We start from the raw sequence: 16,909 nt of genomic DNA on the forward strand, positions 1-16,909 counted from the left end.
GGCCGACCCGTCGGGGCTGACCAAAAGGCATAGCTTCTCTGGTCCCGCGCGTCCTTTTGGGCGACGGGGTGGGTGGGTGGGCGTCGCCCAAAAGGACGCGCCCTATCGTTTAGGTGCAGACCTCAGAAGGCTGCTTCGCAATCGCCCATGCGCACATAGACCGACTTCACTTGGCTGAAGTGCTTGATCGCCTCCTTGGAGTTTTCACGCCCCACGCCAGAGGCCTTCACACCGCCAAACGGCGCCTCGACCGGCGCGTCATTGTAGGAATTGATGAAGCAGCTGCCCGCTTCCAGCTGACCGATCACCCTGTGGGCGCGGGTGAAATCCTTGGTGAAGACACCGGCGGACAGGCCAAACTCGGTGTCATTGGCGCGCGCGATCACCTCTTCTTCGGTTTCGAAGTCGAGCACACACATGACGGGGCCAAAGATCTCCTCGCGGGCGATGGTCATATCGTCGGTGACATCGGCAAAGACGGTGGGCTGCACGTAGTAGCCGTCCATCTCGGCGCGCGCACCGCCGCAGATCAGCCGTGCGCCCTCTGCCTTGCCCTTCTCGATATAGCCCAGCACGATGTTCATCTGGTTTTCGGTCACCATCGGGCCGAAGTTCACCTCTTCATCCATCGGGTCGCCCAGCTTGGCGGTCGCTGTGCGCTCGGCCAGACGGGCGAGGAAGGTTTCCTTGATGTCCTTGTGCACAAATACCCGCGTGCCGTTGGAGCAGACCTGACCGGAGGAGTAGAAGTTGCCGTTGATCGCGCCGGAGATGGCGCTTTCGATGTCGGCGTCCTCAAACACCAGCATCGGGGATTTACCGCCCAACTCCATGGTCACATGCTTCATGCCTTCGGCGGCAGCGGCATAGACTTTCTTGCCGGTCGGCACAGAGCCGGTGAGCGAGACCTTGTCGACGCGCGGATCAGTGACCAGAGAAGCGCCCACTTCGCCCATGCCCTGAATGACGTTGTACAGCCCCGCAGGCGCACCGGCCTCGATCAGGATCTCAGCCACTTTCAGCGCGCAGAGCGGCGTGGTCTCGGAGGGTTTGAACACCATCGAGTTGCCACAGGCCAATGCAGGCGCGCCTTTCCAGCAGGCGATCTGCGTGGGGTAGTTCCAGGCGCCGATGCCGACGCAGAGCCCCAGCGGTTCGCGGATGGTATAGACCCAATCGTCGCCCAGCTGGATATGTTCGCCCGTCAGGCTTGCCGCCAGACCACCGAAATACTCCAGCGCATCAGCGCCCGAGGTGGCGTCTGCCACCAGAGTTTCCTGCAACGGCTTGCCGGTGTCATAAGTCTCCAGCACCGACAGATCATGGTTGCGCTCGCGCATGATGTCGGCGGCGCGGCGCAGCACCCGGCCACGCTCGGTGCCGGACATCTTCGCCCAGATCTTCTGTGCCGCCTGCGCAGACGCCAGCGCCTGATCGACGATGGCGGGGGTGGCAGCATACACGCGGGCGATCTCTTCGCCAGTGGCGGCATAGATCACCGGGATCGGGGTGCCGGAGGTGTCTTCGATATATTCGCCATTGATGAAATGGCTGGCTTTGGGCTGGGCCGGATGTGTCATGGTCTCGCCTCTTTCCTTCTCAGGTCAGCGTGGTGTCCCGCAGGGCGCGGGAAGGTGTGGAATTCTTCGTGCCCGCAGATGCGGAGCACGAAGCTGTGCGGTTTTTCGGGGACCGGCACATGCAGGATGGGCGCAGGCGGCGTCGATCGTGCATGGGTCGGTAGCGGACCCGGGGTGGTGCCGCCCGGCCTGCGGGCACAGGCAGGGCGACACCGAGGTGCGTCTTAGTGCACGGCTTCGATCTTGGAGAAATCGAGATCGTTCTCATCCGGGCTGGCCTCGATGGCCATGACCTCGTTGCGCTTGACCGCGAAGATGTAGATCAGGCAGCTCACGTAGAGCCCGATCACCACGGCACCGATCCACTGAATCTGCAGCCACTGGCTCTGGAAGGCGACGGTCAGCGCAAAGAGCACAACGGCGTTGCCCAGCACATAGGGCAGCTTGCCAAAGCGTTTGGTGGTGAGGTTCAGGTTGTCGGTATAGAGGCGGATCAGCGAGTCAAACGAGTTGATCACGAAGACAACGCCCACAACCATCATCGAGACATTGATGAACAGCGTCGTCGGGATCTCGTTCAGGTGGTAGTAGTACAGCACCGAGAACCACACGCCGAGCGGGATCGACGGGAATATCAGCAGCGCGGCCAGCACTTGCCAGGTCTTCAGACCGCCGACAAAGCGCGAGGTGAACTGACCGATCATGATCGACCAGGCGAACCACCAGAACAGGTAGAATTCGTGGTAATCGGTGAGCGGCAGCACGAACTTGTGAATATTGGAGAAATAGCCGCCGATGTTGCCGGCGGTGCCCGCAAACTCACCCAGACCCATTCCGGAATAGGCCCACATGCCCAGGATCAGCACCATGAACAGGCCGGTGGAGCCCAGCGACAGGATGCGCACGTATTTGATGTCGGTCGAGGAGAAGGCGGCAAACAGGATCACCAGGAAGGTGATGACATAGAAGGCCGGGATCACCGTCTCGCCGTCGCCCATGAAGGTGGCGTAATAGGGCAGATAGATCAGGAACAATGCGCCGGTGAAGGCACAGGTGCCGATGATGACGATGTTGTTGATCCACTTGACCACCGGGATCTCGAAGAACTTCACCCGCGGTTCGATGACGCAGAAATAGAAGGTGGTCAGGAAGTAGAAGCCCCAGATCAAGAAGCCCCAGAAACCGAACTCCAGCGCCAGCGGGTTGGTGAACCCATAGGCGGGATTGTTTTCCACATCCGCATAAAGCGGGAAGTCCCAGGCCAGCGGGAACATGATCAGCCCCACGTCGAGACCGGATGTAAACAGGATTGCGATGAACGTGAACAGCGGCACGGGAGTGACGCCGACCACCTCCAGGTTCCACCACTTGATGACGCAGAATGCCACCAGCGCGAACGCCAGAAGAATACCTGCTGAGATCAAATAGGTCATGAATTTCACCTCCCAGTGAATTGGTCGCAGGAACACACACTGGCGTCCCGGCGGGGCGATGTTATTGTTGTTGGAGACCGTGATCGTGATAATCAGGGTCTGCATAACCTAACCAAATTTTGAATGGTCATTCAAGTTTTGGTTTTTGGACGCCAATTTTTGAACACTCATCCGGGCTGACGCACTCTTATTTCATGGCACGAAAACGCATCCGCGACATCCGCAACGAAGAACTGATTGAAGCCACCATCGTCACCGTTCACAAACGGGGTTATGGCACTGTAACAATGGCGGAAATCGCGCAGGAAGCTGGCACATCCGCCGCTTCGATCAGCTATTACTTCGGCTCCAAGGAAGGGCTGATGGAGGCCACCATGCGGCATCTGTTGCGCAAGCTGCGCTATGCCATGGTGGCGGGCTACGGACAGGCCGAATCGCCACACGAACGGCTCTATGCGTTGATGGATGCGAACTTCTCAGATTCGCTCTTCACTGTGCCGCAATGCAGCATCTGGATGCAGTTCTGGGCCAGCGCGCCCTATTCGTCAAAACTGGCCCGCCTGCACCGCATCAACCGCTCGCGCGTGCGGAGCCACTTTGTGGCCGAGCTGAGCCAGCTTGTCCCCGCCGACCAGATCGAAACCGCACGCCTGGCGCTGCAAAGCTATATGGATGGTGTCTGGCTTCAGGCGGCGCAGTCGGACGACCCGCTCGACAGCGCCAGCGCCCGCCGCGCCGCGCATCGGGTGGTGGATCTGGTCACCTCTCGAGAGCTGGTCGCCTGAACCGCCACCCGGCGCAGGCCCCTGCCCTCCCTCAACTCTCGCGCCGATAGGTCAGCTGGGTCCCGATCGGCAGATAGACCAGCGACAGCTGTTCGTCGGACGCCTGTGCAATGCGATAGCACAGGCTGGTCCCGGCATTGCGGTCCCAGGTGAACAGATACATCCCCTGTTCGTCTTTACTGCCGGCGCATTGCGTCTGGATCGAGATATACTCCACTGATGTTTCCGCACCGGCATAGGTGTTCACGCGCTCTGCGCCGGTCACGCGAAAGCTGTCATTGGGGTCATCGACCGATTGCCAGCGGCCCTGAAGCCGTGCCAACAGACGATCAAAGCGGTCCATCGGCAGCACTTCGATGTTGCTGAGGATCAATTCCGACGTGGTATCAAACACATCTTCACGCTGGCCCGTCAGCGCGACGCTCCGCCCCTGCCGGAGCGAATGCATCTGCTTCAGCAGCGCATCTGGTGTCCGACCGTCATCATAGACCACGAACCGCCGCCCTTCGCCGATGAAGGTGCAGAAACTCACGTAGGGGTCCACTTCGCGCAAACAGCCCTGAAACACAGCGATATGCCTGAGCTGCGATGATGCAGCACTTGGGGCGGAGTTGAGGAAATCGCGTTTCAGGTTGGCGCTCAGGGCATATGTGAAATCTGGTGTGTCCGGTCCCGTGTCGATGCGGGCGAACTCTTCCTGCCGATATCCCCGCCGGGCGCAATTGTCGTCGTCCACAATGGCAAAGGCCTTGTCATCAACGCAAAATCCCAGTTTGTCGTCGAGAAACCCCCAGCCTTCGGTCTCAACCCGGAGGTAATAGAAGCGGCGCGGCAAATCGCCGGAGACAACGCGCGCACAGCCATCTGCGGGCACTTGCCACCACCCTTCCGAGATCCAGCCCTGCTCACTCTCATAGCCAATGGCGACGTTGTGACTGGCAGCGGTGTCGTTGCAAACATCCAATGCCGCCTGCGCGCCGGAAGACACCGCCAGAGCGGGCACCAGCCAGAGTAGCCGTCTCAAGAGATGATGAAGCATGGCACCACTGACTTCGTATTTCCGCAGTCAGGCGTATCACACAAGTGTAACGCCCTGACGACAGGCGGAGCGCGAAATATTTCAAAATTGCGAATTGGCCAGACCTCGCCCGGTCAGGATTTCATCGCATATGGCGCTGGCGTGACCGTGCGCCGCTTCAGCATTGCCTCACGCCAGGTGATGAAGGTGACGGCCGCGAGGATCATGGTGCCGCCGAGAACCACCCAGGCATCGACCCCTTCGCCAAAGGCCAGCGCCCCGAGAAGCGTCGCCCAGATCAGCTGCAGGAAGGTCACCGGCTGCGTGACCGTCAGGGGCGCGGCGGCAAAGGCCAGCGTCATGGTGTAGTGGCCGGCGGTTGCAAAACAGGCGACCAAGAACAGCAGACCCAGCTCCGCCAGTGTCGGCGTGACCCAATTCATCAGCGCAAAGGGCGCGAGGCCAAGGGTCACCCAGAGCGACAGCATCGCCACCACCACGGTAGGATTTGTCCGCCCGACCATGGTCTTGGCCAGAAGATAGGACAGGCCGAAGGCAAATCCGGTGACCAGCATCGCCAAATGGCCCGGCGAGACCTCGCGAAAGCCGGGACGCAGGATCACCACCACGCCCAGCAGCGCCACCGCGATGGCCGCGATGCGGCGAAACGCCAGTTTTTCGCCCATGAAGAGCGCGGCCCCCAGCGTGACATAGACCGGCGAGAGGTAATTCATCGCCGTAACCTCGGCCAATGGGATGCGCGTCATGGCAAAGAACCACATGATGACCCCAAGCGCATGCACCGCGCCCCGCATCGCAAAAAGCCCGTGCAATTGCCGCGTCCAGTTCACCGCCCTGAGCGAGCCGATCATCGGGATCAGGAACACCAGCCCCAGGAGGTAGCGGAGAAAGGCGCTCTCGGCTGGCGGAATGCGCGGCCCCATGTATTTCACAAGCGCCGTCACCGCCACGAAGTTGAGCCCCGTCACCAGCATCCAGAAGACACCACGCAGAGGGTTGGAGGTCGGCTCGCTTGTCAGGGTCGTTGCATCGGTCATGGCGCAAAACAGACACCCATTGCTGGGGCAAGACAACCCTTCACTTGTGAAATATTGTACCCCTTTTACGTCCGCGTCACGGGTACAAGCGGCCCGCCCTGACCGGTCGCCCCCTTGCCATTGGCTCCAGGCTCTCTATGTTTGAGGGATAGGTAACAGAGGAAGACCGCATCCATGATCCAGACCCTTGCCGCACTCGCCCTTTTTGTGTCGCTGCACGTGGTTCTTTATCATGCCGTCTCCCTCCGCCTCCGTCATTCTCGAAAGCCTCTGCTGGTCCGCGCCTGACGCCCGGCCGCTTTTCGACGATCTCTCCCTCTCATTCGGCCCCGGACGCACCGGGATCGTCGGTCGCAATGGCACCGGCAAGACGACCCTGCTGCGCCTGATCGCAGGGAGGCTGCGCCCCGCGTCGGGGCGGGTCATCACCACCGGGTCATTGGGGTGGATGCAACAGGACGTGGCCTCTGATGAGACGCGGAGTCTGGCAGAGCTGTTTGGCGTCGCCCCGGATCTGGACCTGCTGAACCGGGCGGACGCAGGCACGGCCACCACCACGGATCTAGCCGAGGCCGACTGGAGCCTGCCCGCCCGCATGGCGACCGCCCTTGCGACCTGCGGCTTGCAGATTGCGCCGGAGGCCACGCTGGCCGGCCTGTCCGGTGGCCAGCGCACGCGCGCGGCGCTGGCCGCATTGCTGTTTCAGTCCCCCGACATCCTATTGCTGGACGAGCCGACAAATACGCTCGACATCGAGGGGCGCGCGGCGGTGCGTGAGATCCTTCGGACCTGGCGCGGGACCGCGCTGGTGGTCAGCCATGACCGCGATATCCTCGAGGAGATGGACGCCATTGTCGAACTGACCGCGCTTGGCGCGACGCGCTACACCGGTCCCTATAGCAGTTTCAGGATTGAGCGGGACGCGGCGCTGGCGGCGGCGCATCATGATCTGGCGGAGGCCGAGAAAACCCGCAAGCAGCTCGGTCGTCGGGTGCAGGAGGCGACAGAGCGCAAGGCACGGCGCGACAAGGCGGGCAAGGCCGCGCGGGCCTCGGGCAGTCAGCCCAAGATGTTGCTCGACAAGGCAAAGGAACGGGCCGAGGCCTCCAAAGGGGCAGCGGCGCGGCTGCATGAAGACCGTCTTGCGACTGCCGAGGACGCGCTGACGGAGGCCCGGGCGCGGATCGAGGTGCTGGAACCGATCCGGATGGAGATCGCCGACACCGGCCTATCGGCCACGCGACGGGTGCTGCAAATGGCGAATGTGACGGCGGGATATGCCGAGGCTGCACCGGTCCTGCGGGATGTTTCGCTGGAGATCACCGGCCCGGAGCGGATCGCCCTCACCGGTCCCAACGGCTGTGGCAAGTCGACATTGCTGTCGGTGATCCTTGGCCAGTTGGTGCCAACTGCGGGAGACATCGCCTTGACCGTGGATCCGGTGCTGCTGGATCAACACGTCAGCCTTCTGGCGCAGGATGAGACATTGGCGGAAAATTACCACCGCCTGAACCCGGAGGCCACCGCAACCGACGCCCGCGCGGCGCTGGCCCGGTTTCGCTTCCGGGCGGGCGACGGTGACCGCAAGGCCGGGGCCCTCAGCAGTGGACAGCGGCTGCGGGCGGGGTTGGCCTGCACTTTGGGACAGCCCTCCCCGCCGCAGCTGTTGGTGTTGGACGAGCCCACGAACCATTTAGATCTGGACGCGACTGAGGCACTGGAGGCCGGATTGCGAGCTTACACCGGGGCGCTGATGGTGGTGAGCCACGACCAGCCGTTTCTGGAGCGCATCAACCTGACCCGCCGCATTTCGCTTTCGGACAAGGGCCTCAGCGGTCTGGCAACGGAATGAATTCGCTGTCATCCCCCGGCGGCAGATGAAAGCGCGGGTTATTGGCAAAATCGCCGCGCGCCCAGGCCTGTTTCGCCTCTTCGATCTTTTCTTTCGAGGAAGCGACGAAGTTCCACCAGATATGGCGGGGGCCGCCCATGGTCTCGCCGCCCAGCGCCATCAGCCGCGCGCCCTCGGGCCCGGCGGTGACGGTGATGGCATCGCCGGGGCGAAACACCATCATCTGGCCGGTCTCAAAGGTCTGACCCGCCACCTCTACCGCACCCTGCGTGATATAAAGCCCGCGGTCCTCATGATTGTCGGGCATCGGCAGCTTGGCGCCCGCCTCAAGGATCACATCCGCATAGAAGGCTTCTGACTGCATGGTAACGGGCGCGGTTTCTCCCCAGGCGGTGCCGAGGATCAGGCGCACCTCCTTGCCCTCACCCGTCAGATACGGCAGCGCCTCCTTGCCGTGGTGTTCAAACACCGGCGCCATGTCTTCCTTGTTTTCCGGCAGGGCGATCCATGTCTGGATACCAAAGAGGCTGCTTTGGCCCTTGCGGGTGGCCTCCGAGGTGCGCTCGGAATGGGTGACGCCCTTGCCGGCCACCATCCAGTTGACCGCGCCCGGATGGATCATCTGATGGGTGCCGAGGCTGTCGCGGTGCTCAAACTCGCCCTGATAGAGATAGGTCACGGTGCCAAGGCCGATGTGCGGATGCGGGCGCACGTCGATGCCGCCGCCGGTGAGGAACTCTGCCGGGCCCATCTGGTCGAAGAAAATGAACGGCCCCACCATCTGGCGGCGCGGCGCGGGCAAAGCGCGGCGGACCTCAAACCCACCGATATCGCGGGCACGGGGAATGATCAGCGTCTCGATACTGTCGAGGCTGCCCGCATCGGGGCACTTTGGTTCCAGTGTCGGGTTCCAGCTCATGGGCCTGTCCTTTCCTCGCAACTCTGCCTTTCAAGATAGACCATGCGAGACCGTCTGACAGCCTGTTGGTTCTGCACAGGCCCTGCGCGCGGCCTCACATCAGGGCGAGTTTCAGCGCCAGCGCCAGCATCACCACGCCAATCAGCGCATCCAGCACCTGCCACGCGCGCGGTCGGACAAAGACCGGCGCCAGGAGCCGCGCGCCATAGCCTAGCGTGAAAAAGAACACGAAGGACGCGGTGACCGCCCCAAGGCCAAAAATCCACGCCGGCGTGTATTGCGCCGAGATCGCCCCGAGCAGGACCACCGTATCCAGATAGACATGCGGGTTGAGCCACGTGAACGCCAGGCAGGTCAGAATTGCGGGCCAGAGCGCCATCTGGGTGCCCTGCCCTTCGGTTCTGAGCGCGGCACCGCCCGTCCAGGCCGCCTTGAGAGCGCGCAGCCCATACCACGTCAGAAACAGAATACCGCCGATCAGCATCACGGTCTCAAACCACGGCAGCGCAGTGGTGAGCCTGCCAAATCCGGCCACCCCGGCGGTGATCAGCACCGCGTCCGACACAGCGCAGGTCAGCACGACCGGCAGCACATGCTGGCCCCGGATGCCTTGCCGCAGCACAAAGGCGTTCTGCGCCCCGATGGCCAGAATCAGGCTGAAGGCGAGGCCAAAGCCCGCCATCAGGGTCGGTAAGGCATCGACAGCAGCGAGGGGCGAAAACATGGCGTGGCTCTTTCTTTCTGGGTCAATGTCACTTTGACTACCCCGATGCATTTCGGTAATCCAATTAAAGATACTCACCTGGATTAAGCACAGCTAATGCGATTTGATCCCCCTCAACTGGCCGCGTTGTCGGCGGTCCTCCATCTTGGCAGCTTTGACGCAGCTGCCGCATTGCTTGGGGTGACGCCTTCGGCCGTCTCGCAGCGGATCAAGGCGCTGGAGGATCGGATCGGCACACCGCTGGTGAACCGCACCAGCCCCTGCACTGGCACCGAAACCGGCCTGCGCATCGCCAAACATGCCGAAGATGTCGCCCTGCTGGAGCAAAGGCTGAGCCGGGATCTTTCGCTGGACACCACCAGCACGCCCGCCCGGCTGAAGGTTGCGGTGAACGCCGACAGCCTTGCCACCTGGTTTGTCGAGACCATGGTGGCGGCGGGCGATGTGCTGTTCGAACTGGTGATCGACGATCAGGACCATAGCACCGAATGGTTGCGCCGGGGCGAGGTCTCTGCCGCCGTGACCGCCGAGGCACGCCCGGTGGCGGGCTGCGATGCCTTTGCGCTTGGGCAGCTGGATTATGTGGCCACCGCCAGCCCCGCCTTCATGGCGCGCTGGTTCGCAGACGGGCTGACGCCGGAGGCCGCTGGACGCGCGCCCTGCATGATCTTCAACACCAAGGATCGCCTGCAACACCGCTGGCTGACGACCCATGTGACCCCGGATGTCGTGCCGCCCGCCCATTACCTGTCGTCGACACAGGCCTTTCTGGATGCAGCGACTGCGGGCCTCGGCTGGGGCATGAACCCGGTGCAACTGGCCCGCCCCTATCTGGAGCGCGGGGATCTGGTGGAACTGGTCCCGGGCAGCACTCTTGGTACGCCGCTCTACTGGCAGGTGAGCCGGATCATGGCCCCGGCCCTGCGCGACATCACCCAAGCCGCGCGCCGTGCGGCGGCAAAGACGCTGACGCCTGTAGACGCCTAGGCGAGCACGCACCCCACCGGCCGCTCACCTGCCGCTAGCGAGCGCGCGCCGGACAGTGCTAGGCTGGTTGGATGCGGCGCGCCCTTCTTTCATCGCCCCGGTCGTTCGGGTGGACCTTCTGGCTCATGCTGGCGATGCCGCGTGCGCTGGTGATCGCGATGCTTTGGGGTTTGACCCATCTGGCTGACATGCCGCTGACGCTGGCCTCTGCGCTGATCGCCAGTGATGCGCTCGTGCTGATATGGCAGATCATACGCTACCATCACAGCGCCGACGCCCATATCCGCGACACCGGCGCAATGGTGGCAAGCTGGGGCGGGTATTTCGCCTGTTTTCTGGCTCTGCTCGCCTCGGCAACGCTGTGGTGGGATCTGGTTCTGATCGCAACGCGCCCGCCCGTGGCAGAAACATTCGACCAGCAGATGCGACGCGAGCGAGAGCAGCTTTATGTGCTGGAGGTCGCTTCAGACGGCACCGAACTGCGGTTTGAGGGCGAAATCACCTATGGGCTGAAAGCACGGCTCACGGGCCTTCTTGTGGCACATCCGAACCTGCGCCGCATGTCATTGACCAGCCCCGGCGGCCATGTCTTCGAGGCCCGTGGCACGGCTCAGGTGATCTCTGCGGCAGGGCTCGACACTTACGTGGAGGGGGACTGCACCTCGGCCTGCACATTGTTGTTCGCAGCTGGACAGCGCCGCAGCCTCGCCCCAGATGCGCGGCTTGGATTTCATGGCTACGGGTTTGCGACGGTGGTGCATCTGCCCGGTTATGATATCGAGGCGGCACAGAACAAGGATCGCGCCTTTTTCCTGTCTCATGGGATCGCCCCGATGTTTGTCGCGCGCATGTATGACACCCCGGCACAGGACATGTGGTTCCCGGACCTGAGCGTGCTCAGAGCCGCTGGCTGGCTCCGCGACTAGACGATCCCAAATGCCCCAAACGACAAACGGCCCCGCCAGATGGGCGAGGCCGTTCTCGGGTTACTTTGTCAGGGGCCGCTCAGAGCTGCGCCATCACCTCGTCGGAGGCCTCGAAGTTGGTGGTGACCCGCTGCACGTCGTCGTCATCTTCCAGCGCATCCACCAGCCGCATCAGCTTTTGCATGCCTTCCAGGTCCAGCTCGGTGGTGGTGGTGGGCTTCCAGATCAGCTTGGTGCTGTCGCTCTCGCCCAGCTCGGCCTCCAGCGCGTTGGACACGTCGTTCAGATCGGTGTCCGCGCAATAGACGATGTGACCGTCCTCGGAGCTTTCCACATCCTCGGCGCCGGCCTCGATCGCCGCCATCATCACCGTGTCCGCATCGCCAACTTCGGCGGGATAGGCGACCTCGCCCTTGCGTTCGAACATGAAGCCGACAGAGCCGGTCTCGCCGAGATTGCCGCCGTTCTTGGAGAAGGTCGAGCGCACGGTGGAGGCGGTGCGGTTCTTGTTGTCGGTCATCGTCTCCACGATCACCGCAACGCCGCTGGGGCCATAGCCCTCATAGCGGATCTCGTCATAGGTCTCCGCGTCGCCGCCGGTGGCCTTCTTGATGGCGCGGTCGATCACGTCCTTGGGCACGGAGTTCGACTTTGCCTCCTTGACGGCCAGACGCAGGCGCGGGTTCTTTTCCGGATCCGGGTCGCCCATTTTGGCGGCGACGGTGATTTCCTTGGAGAGTTTGGAGAACAGCTTGGATCGCGCAGCATCCTGGCGACCTTTACGGTGCTGGATGTTCGCCCATTTGGAATGGCCTGCCATGGTGCATCCTATGTTTTGATTTCAGAAACTGGCGCTCATATAGCCCCGGAGCGTGCAGGCATTCAAGCCGGGGCTGTTTTTCTTTGCCACGAGGACAGTTCGAACGCGTCACATCCAGTTCAGGGTGTGTATGGCATTCTGCATTTCTTGCGGAGCGCACCTCCTCAAGAACCTGTTTCACGCGACGCAGGCGAAGATCCGGTTTCCTATGCCGAAACCGATGTAGAATATCTCGTTCTTGCGTGGATCAATGAGCGCATAAACATAGCGCCCCATCCGGTCCACGAGTACGCCCCTAGAACATGAACCCCACGTAGCCAATTGATTTTCCTCGACTGATTGTTCACTGCTGTAATACCAGAGCATTGCCGAAGGTGCTGAGGTGATGCCTACTAAAAACCCCGGAGCCAACGATGACATTGGACCAAACCCTGCTTTTCAGCCTCTTTGCCGCCGTATTCGGCCTGCTCCTCTGGGGAAAATTCCGCTATGATCTGGTGGCCTTTGGCGCGCTGATGGTGGCCGTGGTGCTGGGGCTGGTGGAAACCAAGGACGCCTTCGCAGGCTTTGGTCATCCGGCCACATTGGTGGTGGCGCTGGTGCTGATTGTCTCTGCGGGGTTGGTGAAATCCGGGGCGGTGCATCTGATCACCCGCACCCTGGTGGATCAGAGCCGTTCGCTGGGGGCACATATTGTCATGATGGGCAGCGTCGGCGCGGTGCTGTCGGCCTTCATGAACAATGTGGCGGCCCTGGCGCTGCTGATGCCGGTGGACATCCAGACCGCGCGCAAGGCGGGGCGCGCGCCGGGCCAGAGCCTGATGCCCCTGTCCTTTGCCACCATCCTCGGCGGCATGGCGACGCTGATCGGCACGCCCCCCAACATCATCATCGCCAGTATCCGCCATGACACGCTGGGCGAACCGTTCAAGATGTTCGATTTCGCCCCCGTGGGCCTTGCAGCTGCCGCGGCCGGTCTGGCCTTTGTCGCCCTTGTGGGCTGGCGGCTGATCCCGGACCGCTCGGGCGCGGCAGGCGCCACGGAGAGCCAGCTTTCTCCTTACGTGGCGGAGCTGACGGTGCCGGAAGAGTCTGAGCTGATCGGCCAGCGGCTGGGCGGTCTGGACCCGGAGGCAGAGAAGGCCGATGTGGCCATTCTCGGGCTCATGCGGAGCGGCCAGCGGCGGTATGGTCGCTCGGCGGGGGCGATCCTGCAGGCCGGAGACACCATCGTGCTGGAGGCCACGCCGGAGGCGCTGGACGAATTCCGCTCGACCCTGAAGCTCGACTTCTCCGATGCTGCGCGCGAGGAGAAGCTGAAGGCCGCGGGCGACGGGCTGGAGCTGATCGAGGTGGTGGTGCCCGAACATTCCCGCATTGCCGGGCGCAGTGCGCAGGCGGTGGGGCTGGCATGGCGGCAGAGCGCGGTGCTGCTGGGCATCGCGCGTCAGGGACAGCGGCTGAAAAAGCACCTGCGTCAGACCGAAGTCGCTCCCGGTGATATCCTGCTGATCCTCTGCCCGCGTGATCGCGGCACAGAAGTGGCCGACTGGCTGGGCTGCTTGCCGCTGGCCGCACGAGGCCTGTCGGTGACGGCCAATGACAAGACCTGGTGGGCGATCGGTCTCTTCGCGGCGGCGGTGACGGCGGCCTCTTTCGGGTTAGTGTATCTCCCGATCGCCTTGGGGTTGGTGGCGATCAGCTATGTGCTGCTGAAGATCCTGCCGGTGGCGGAGATCTACGATCATGTGGAATGGCCGGTGATTGTGTTGCTGGGCTCGATGATCCCGCTGGGGCAGGCGCTGGAGAAATCTGGCGGCACAGAGCTGCTTGCCACGGCGCTGGTCGATCTGACCCAGGGGCTGCCTGCCTGGGCGATCCTGACGGTGCTGATGGTGGTGACCATGACCCTCTCGGATGTGCTGAACAACACCGCCACGGCGATCGTGGCGGCGCCGGTTGGGATTTCGATGGCCAATGCGCTGGATGTCTCGCCCGATCCATTCCTGATGGCGGTGGCGGTGGCGGCCTCGGCGGCCTTCCTCACTCCGATCGGGCACAAGAACAACACGCTGGTTCTGGGCCCTGGCGGCTATCGGTTTGGCGATTACTGGCGCATGGGGCTGCCGCTGGAGATCCTGGTGATCACCGTCTCGATCCCCGCGATCCTGCTGTTCTGGCCGCTTTAGATCGCTCGTTGACGCAGCCGCACAGCTGAAGACTGCGGGGGGGCTCCCGCCCCTTTTTCCTGCGGCAGAGCCACCATCAAAAGCGTTGGGCCGGGCGGGGGCCGCGCCGAAGGCGCGGCCCCCGCCCCCTCGCGACGCACAGGGTGCGGCGCAACACCTCTGTGGCGCTGACCTTTCATGTCGCACGGACGAGAGGCACGGCACTACCGCGCCGCGGCACCTGCCCTCACGGCAGCGCCACACGCAAGGATTGCGCGGCGCGGCCCCTTGCGCCTAGGCTCAGACAGAAGAGCACCGCGAACCGGGGAGGAACGCCATGGCCGCCGCGCAGAGAGACAACAGCGCCGATGTCATCGTGATTGGCGCCGGGCTGGCCGGGCTGGTCGCGGCAAACGAGCTGGCCGACCGCGGAAAGCGGGTGATCCTGCTGGAGCAGGAACCGCCGCATTTCCTAGGTGGGCAGGCGCATTGGAGCCTTGGCGGGCTATTCATGGTCGACACGCCGGAACAGCGCCGCATGGGCATTCGCGACAGCCTCGATCTGGCACGGCGTGACTGGGCCGGCAGCGCGCAATTCGACCGCGACGAGGATCACTTTCCGCGCCAATGGGCCAAGGCCTATCTAGAGTTTGCCGCAGGCGACATGCGCCAGTGGCTGCATTGTCTGGGCCTGCGCTGGTTTCCGGTCGTCGGCTGGGCCGAGCGCGGCGATGGCCGCGCCGAGGGGCATGGCAATTCGGTGCCGCGGTTTCACGTCACCTGGGGCACCGGGCCGGGCGTGGTTGCGCCCTTCGCCCAACGGGTCGAGGCGCATATCGCGGCTGGGCGCATTGAGGCACGCTTTCGCCATCAGGTCAGCCACGTCATCCAGCAGAGCGGCCTCATCACGGGAGTGTCGGGAGAAATCCTCGCCAAGGACGCCAGCCCGATCGGCGCTCAGACCAGCCGCCAGGAGGTCGGTGAGTTCGAGGTCTATGCCCCTTCGCTGATCGTGGCTTCGGGTGGTATCGGCGGCAATCTGGAGATGGTGCGCGCCAACTGGCCGGTGGAGCGTCTCGGCCCCGCGCCAAACCGCATGGTCTCTGGCGTGCCCTTCCACGTCGACGGGCGCATGCTGAAGGTGGCGCAGACCGCGGGTGGCCATATCATCAACAACGACCGCATGTGGCATTACTGCGAGGGCCTTCGGAACTGGGACCCGATCTGGCCCAACCACGGCATCCGCATCCTGCCCGGCCCCTCGTCGCTGTGGTTCGACGCTCATGGCAGCCGCCTGCCCGACCCGGCGCTGCCGGGGTTCGACACGCTGGGCACCCTGAAGGCGATCCTCGCCACCGGACAGGACTACAGCTGGTTCATCCTCAGTCAGAAGATCATCGAGAAGGAATTCGCCCTGTCCGGTTCTGAACAGAACCCGGACCTGACCTCCGGCAAATGGGGCGAGGTGCTGCGCGCCCGTCTGCTGTCGCGCGGACAGGCACCAGGGCCGGTGGAGGCCTTCAAGAAACACGGCGCCGATTTTGTGGTCGCCGACACGCTGTCGGAACTGATCCGCGGCATGAACGATATTGGCGATGTTGCGGTGGACGAAGCCCATATGCGGGCCCAGATCGAGGCGCGGGATGCGCAGGTCGACAATCCCTTTGCCAAGGACCGGCAGATCCAGGCGATACATGCGGCGCGCAACTATCGCGGCGACAGGCTTATCCGGACCGCCAAGCCGCATCGCATTCTGGACCGCGCCAACGGGCCGCTGATCGCCGTGCGGCTCAACATCCTGACGCGCAAAACGCTGGGCGGGCTGCAAACCAATCTCGACAGTCAGATGGTCGGCGCAGATGGCCAGCCCCTGCCCGGCCTGTTTGCGGTGGGAGAAGCCGCCGGCTTTGGTGGCGGCGGCTATCATGGCTACAACGCACTGGAAGGCACTTTTCTGGGCGGGTGCCTGTTTTCAGGCCGACAGGCGGGACGCTCGGACAAGATCGCCTGAGCCACCGTATCCGGGCAGCATCACTGACAGGCCAAGCATGCTCTCGATAGGCGCACAGTCCGGATGGTTCAGCCGCTGGTCTCCAGCAAGCTCTCTTCCTCGGCGTCGCGGCTGTAGCGCAGCAGCTCGGTGCCCTCCTCATCCAGCAGGATCAGCGCCGTCGGCTCGATCTGGTAGGAGGTCACACGGGCCAGCAGCGCCAGCACTGTTTCCTCCTGCTCCGCCAGCCCTTCCGGACAGGCCATCATGGTGCCCGCGATCTTGTCCGGGAAGGTGATCGCCTCGCCGTCGATCTCCGCCTCACCCATGAACCGGTTGCAGCCAGCGCTGGTTCCGAACTGTCCATCCTCGGCAAAGCTGAGATCGAGACCACGTCCCTCCAGCGGTTCGGCGCCCTCGATCTGGCTCAATGTCCAGTCCGTCTCGGTGAGCGCGGAGTGCCCCACTTCGGTGGCACGTGTCTGTACCCCGATGACAATGGCGGACGCCGAAATCATAATTGCTGCGATAAATGCGCGTCGGGTTGTTTGCATGGGTCCCATTCCCAATTTCTAATTCACTTATCAAATGTGGGACTGCAATAAGGCCACCACAAGAGGCGCCGTTGGGCGAAACGCAGAGATGCGCG

14 protein-coding genes are annotated in these 16,909 nt (G+C 63.1%); 6 read left to right on the forward strand and 8 right to left on the reverse strand.

Annotation, left to right across the window (positions count from 1 at the left end):
- Positions 1–122: 122 nt before the first annotated feature.
- Positions 123–1,580 (reverse strand): betaine-aldehyde dehydrogenase, encoded by a 1,458-nt coding sequence (gene betB / locus CLV89_RS06530; RefSeq protein WP_106162845.1) that lies wholly within the window; start codon positions 1,578–1,580, stop codon positions 123–125.
- Positions 1,581–1,804: 224 nt separating this feature from the next.
- Positions 1,805–3,013 carry a choline transporter gene (locus CLV89_RS06535; protein ID WP_106163100.1) on the reverse strand — a complete coding sequence of 403 codons (1,209 nt, stop codon included), beginning with the start codon at positions 3,011–3,013 and terminating at the stop codon, positions 1,805–1,807.
- Positions 3,014–3,207: 194 nt separating this feature from the next.
- Here CLV89_RS06535 and betI point away from each other — a divergent pair, with 194 nt between their 5' ends.
- The gene (gene betI / locus CLV89_RS06540) at positions 3,208–3,798 is read left to right on the forward strand and encodes a choline-binding transcriptional repressor BetI (protein WP_106162846.1); all 591 of its coding nucleotides are present in this window, start codon (positions 3,208–3,210) and stop codon (positions 3,796–3,798) included.
- 31 nt (positions 3,799–3,829) lie between these two features.
- Here betI and CLV89_RS06545 read toward each other — a convergent pair whose 3' ends face one another.
- Together CLV89_RS06545 and CLV89_RS06550 are read right to left on the reverse strand one after the other, a co-directional pair.
- Complete coding sequence (locus CLV89_RS06545; RefSeq protein WP_106162847.1) at positions 3,830–4,837, reverse strand: DUF1036 domain-containing protein; 1,008 nt, start codon at positions 4,835–4,837, stop codon at positions 3,830–3,832.
- 113 nt (positions 4,838–4,950) lie between these two features.
- Complete coding sequence (locus CLV89_RS06550; RefSeq protein ID WP_110684116.1) at positions 4,951–5,874, reverse strand: DMT family transporter; 924 nt, start codon at positions 5,872–5,874, stop codon at positions 4,951–4,953.
- A 232-nt stretch (positions 5,875–6,106) separates the two neighbouring features.
- On the opposite strand from CLV89_RS06550, the gene CLV89_RS06555 reads away from it, so the two are divergent.
- Positions 6,107–7,726: an ABC-F family ATP-binding cassette domain-containing protein gene (locus CLV89_RS06555; RefSeq protein ID WP_106162848.1), complete on the forward strand. Its 1,620-nt coding sequence runs from the start codon at positions 6,107–6,109 to the stop codon at positions 7,724–7,726.
- On the opposite strand, the gene CLV89_RS06560 is transcribed toward CLV89_RS06555, so the two are convergent.
- Together CLV89_RS06560 and CLV89_RS06565 are read right to left on the reverse strand one after the other, a co-directional pair.
- Positions 7,704–8,645 carry a pirin family protein gene (locus tag CLV89_RS06560; protein WP_106162849.1) on the reverse strand — a complete coding sequence of 314 codons (942 nt, stop codon included), beginning with the start codon at positions 8,643–8,645 and terminating at the stop codon, positions 7,704–7,706. The two genes, CLV89_RS06555 and CLV89_RS06560, sit on opposite strands and share 23 nt — an antisense overlap.
- A gap of 94 nt (positions 8,646–8,739) precedes the next feature.
- Positions 8,740–9,369, reverse strand: a complete 630-nt coding sequence (locus tag CLV89_RS06565) for a LysE/ArgO family amino acid transporter (protein WP_106162850.1) — start codon at positions 9,367–9,369, stop codon at positions 8,740–8,742.
- Between the two features lie 96 nt (positions 9,370–9,465).
- Between CLV89_RS06565 and CLV89_RS06570 the strand changes: the two genes are divergently transcribed.
- Together CLV89_RS06570 and CLV89_RS06575 are read left to right on the forward strand one after the other, a co-directional pair.
- Entirely contained in the window at positions 9,466–10,356 is an 891-nt protein-coding gene (locus tag CLV89_RS06570) for a LysR family transcriptional regulator ArgP (RefSeq protein ID WP_106162851.1), read from the forward strand.
- Between the two features lie 125 nt (positions 10,357–10,481).
- The gene (locus tag CLV89_RS06575) at positions 10,482–11,282 is read left to right on the forward strand and encodes a COG3904 family protein (RefSeq protein WP_243394947.1); all 801 of its coding nucleotides are present in this window, start codon (positions 10,482–10,484) and stop codon (positions 11,280–11,282) included.
- Between the two features lie 79 nt (positions 11,283–11,361).
- Here the strand turns inward: CLV89_RS06575 and CLV89_RS06580 are convergent, their stop codons facing one another.
- Positions 11,362–12,102, reverse strand: coding sequence for a YebC/PmpR family DNA-binding transcriptional regulator (locus CLV89_RS06580; protein WP_106162853.1), 741 nt, complete (start codon positions 12,100–12,102; stop codon positions 11,362–11,364).
- A 413-nt stretch (positions 12,103–12,515) separates the two neighbouring features.
- Here CLV89_RS06580 and CLV89_RS06585 point away from each other — a divergent pair, with 413 nt between their 5' ends.
- Together CLV89_RS06585 and CLV89_RS06590 are read left to right on the forward strand one after the other, a co-directional pair.
- Entirely contained in the window at positions 12,516–14,291 is a 1,776-nt protein-coding gene (locus CLV89_RS06585) for an SLC13 family permease (RefSeq protein ID WP_106162854.1), read from the forward strand.
- A 316-nt stretch (positions 14,292–14,607) separates the two neighbouring features.
- Positions 14,608–16,281 carry an FAD-binding dehydrogenase gene (locus CLV89_RS06590; protein ID WP_106162855.1) on the forward strand — a complete coding sequence of 558 codons (1,674 nt, stop codon included), beginning with the start codon at positions 14,608–14,610 and terminating at the stop codon, positions 16,279–16,281.
- A gap of 68 nt (positions 16,282–16,349) precedes the next feature.
- Here the strand turns inward: CLV89_RS06590 and CLV89_RS06595 are convergent, their stop codons facing one another.
- Positions 16,350–16,814, reverse strand: coding sequence for an META domain-containing protein (locus CLV89_RS06595; protein WP_106163102.1), 465 nt, complete (start codon positions 16,812–16,814; stop codon positions 16,350–16,352).
- Between the last annotated feature and the right edge of the window lie 95 nt (positions 16,815–16,909).

The sequence above is a fragment of the Tritonibacter scottomollicae genome (assembly GCF_003003215.1).
GTDB classification, from domain to species: domain Bacteria; phylum Pseudomonadota; class Alphaproteobacteria; order Rhodobacterales; family Rhodobacteraceae; genus Epibacterium; species Epibacterium scottomollicae.

Bases quoted from the DNA above. Each gene is read 5' to 3' on its own strand.
- CLV89_RS06575 (WP_243394947.1), top strand. From the start codon at position 10,482: ATGCTGGCGATGCCGCGTGCGCTGGTGATCGCGATGCTTTGGGGTTTG.
- CLV89_RS06555 (WP_106162848.1), top strand. From the start codon at position 6,107: ATGCCGTCTCCCTCCGCCTCCGTCATTCTCGAAAGCCTCTGCTGGTCC.
- CLV89_RS06595 (WP_106163102.1), bottom strand. From the start codon at position 16,814: ATGCAAACAACCCGACGCGCATTTATCGCAGCAATTATGATTTCGGCG.
- CLV89_RS06590 (WP_106162855.1), top strand. From the start codon at position 14,608: ATGGCCGCCGCGCAGAGAGACAACAGCGCCGATGTCATCGTGATTGGC.
- CLV89_RS06580 (WP_106162853.1), bottom strand. From the start codon at position 12,102: ATGGCAGGCCATTCCAAATGGGCGAACATCCAGCACCGTAAAGGTCGC.
- CLV89_RS06560 (WP_106162849.1), bottom strand. From the start codon at position 8,645: ATGAGCTGGAACCCGACACTGGAACCAAAGTGCCCCGATGCGGGCAGC.
- CLV89_RS06565 (WP_106162850.1), bottom strand. From the start codon at position 9,369: ATGTTTTCGCCCCTCGCTGCTGTCGATGCCTTACCGACCCTGATGGCG.
- CLV89_RS06535 (WP_106163100.1), bottom strand. From the start codon at position 3,013: ATGACCTATTTGATCTCAGCAGGTATTCTTCTGGCGTTCGCGCTGGTG.
- CLV89_RS06570 (WP_106162851.1), top strand. From the start codon at position 9,466: ATGCGATTTGATCCCCCTCAACTGGCCGCGTTGTCGGCGGTCCTCCAT.
- CLV89_RS06545 (WP_106162847.1), bottom strand. From the start codon at position 4,837: ATGCTTCATCATCTCTTGAGACGGCTACTCTGGCTGGTGCCCGCTCTG.
- CLV89_RS06550 (WP_110684116.1), bottom strand. From the start codon at position 5,874: ATGACCGATGCAACGACCCTGACAAGCGAGCCGACCTCCAACCCTCTG.
- betI (WP_106162846.1), top strand. From the start codon at position 3,208: ATGGCACGAAAACGCATCCGCGACATCCGCAACGAAGAACTGATTGAA.
- CLV89_RS06585 (WP_106162854.1), top strand. From the start codon at position 12,516: ATGACATTGGACCAAACCCTGCTTTTCAGCCTCTTTGCCGCCGTATTC.
- betB (WP_106162845.1), bottom strand. From the start codon at position 1,580: ATGACACATCCGGCCCAGCCCAAAGCCAGCCATTTCATCAATGGCGAA.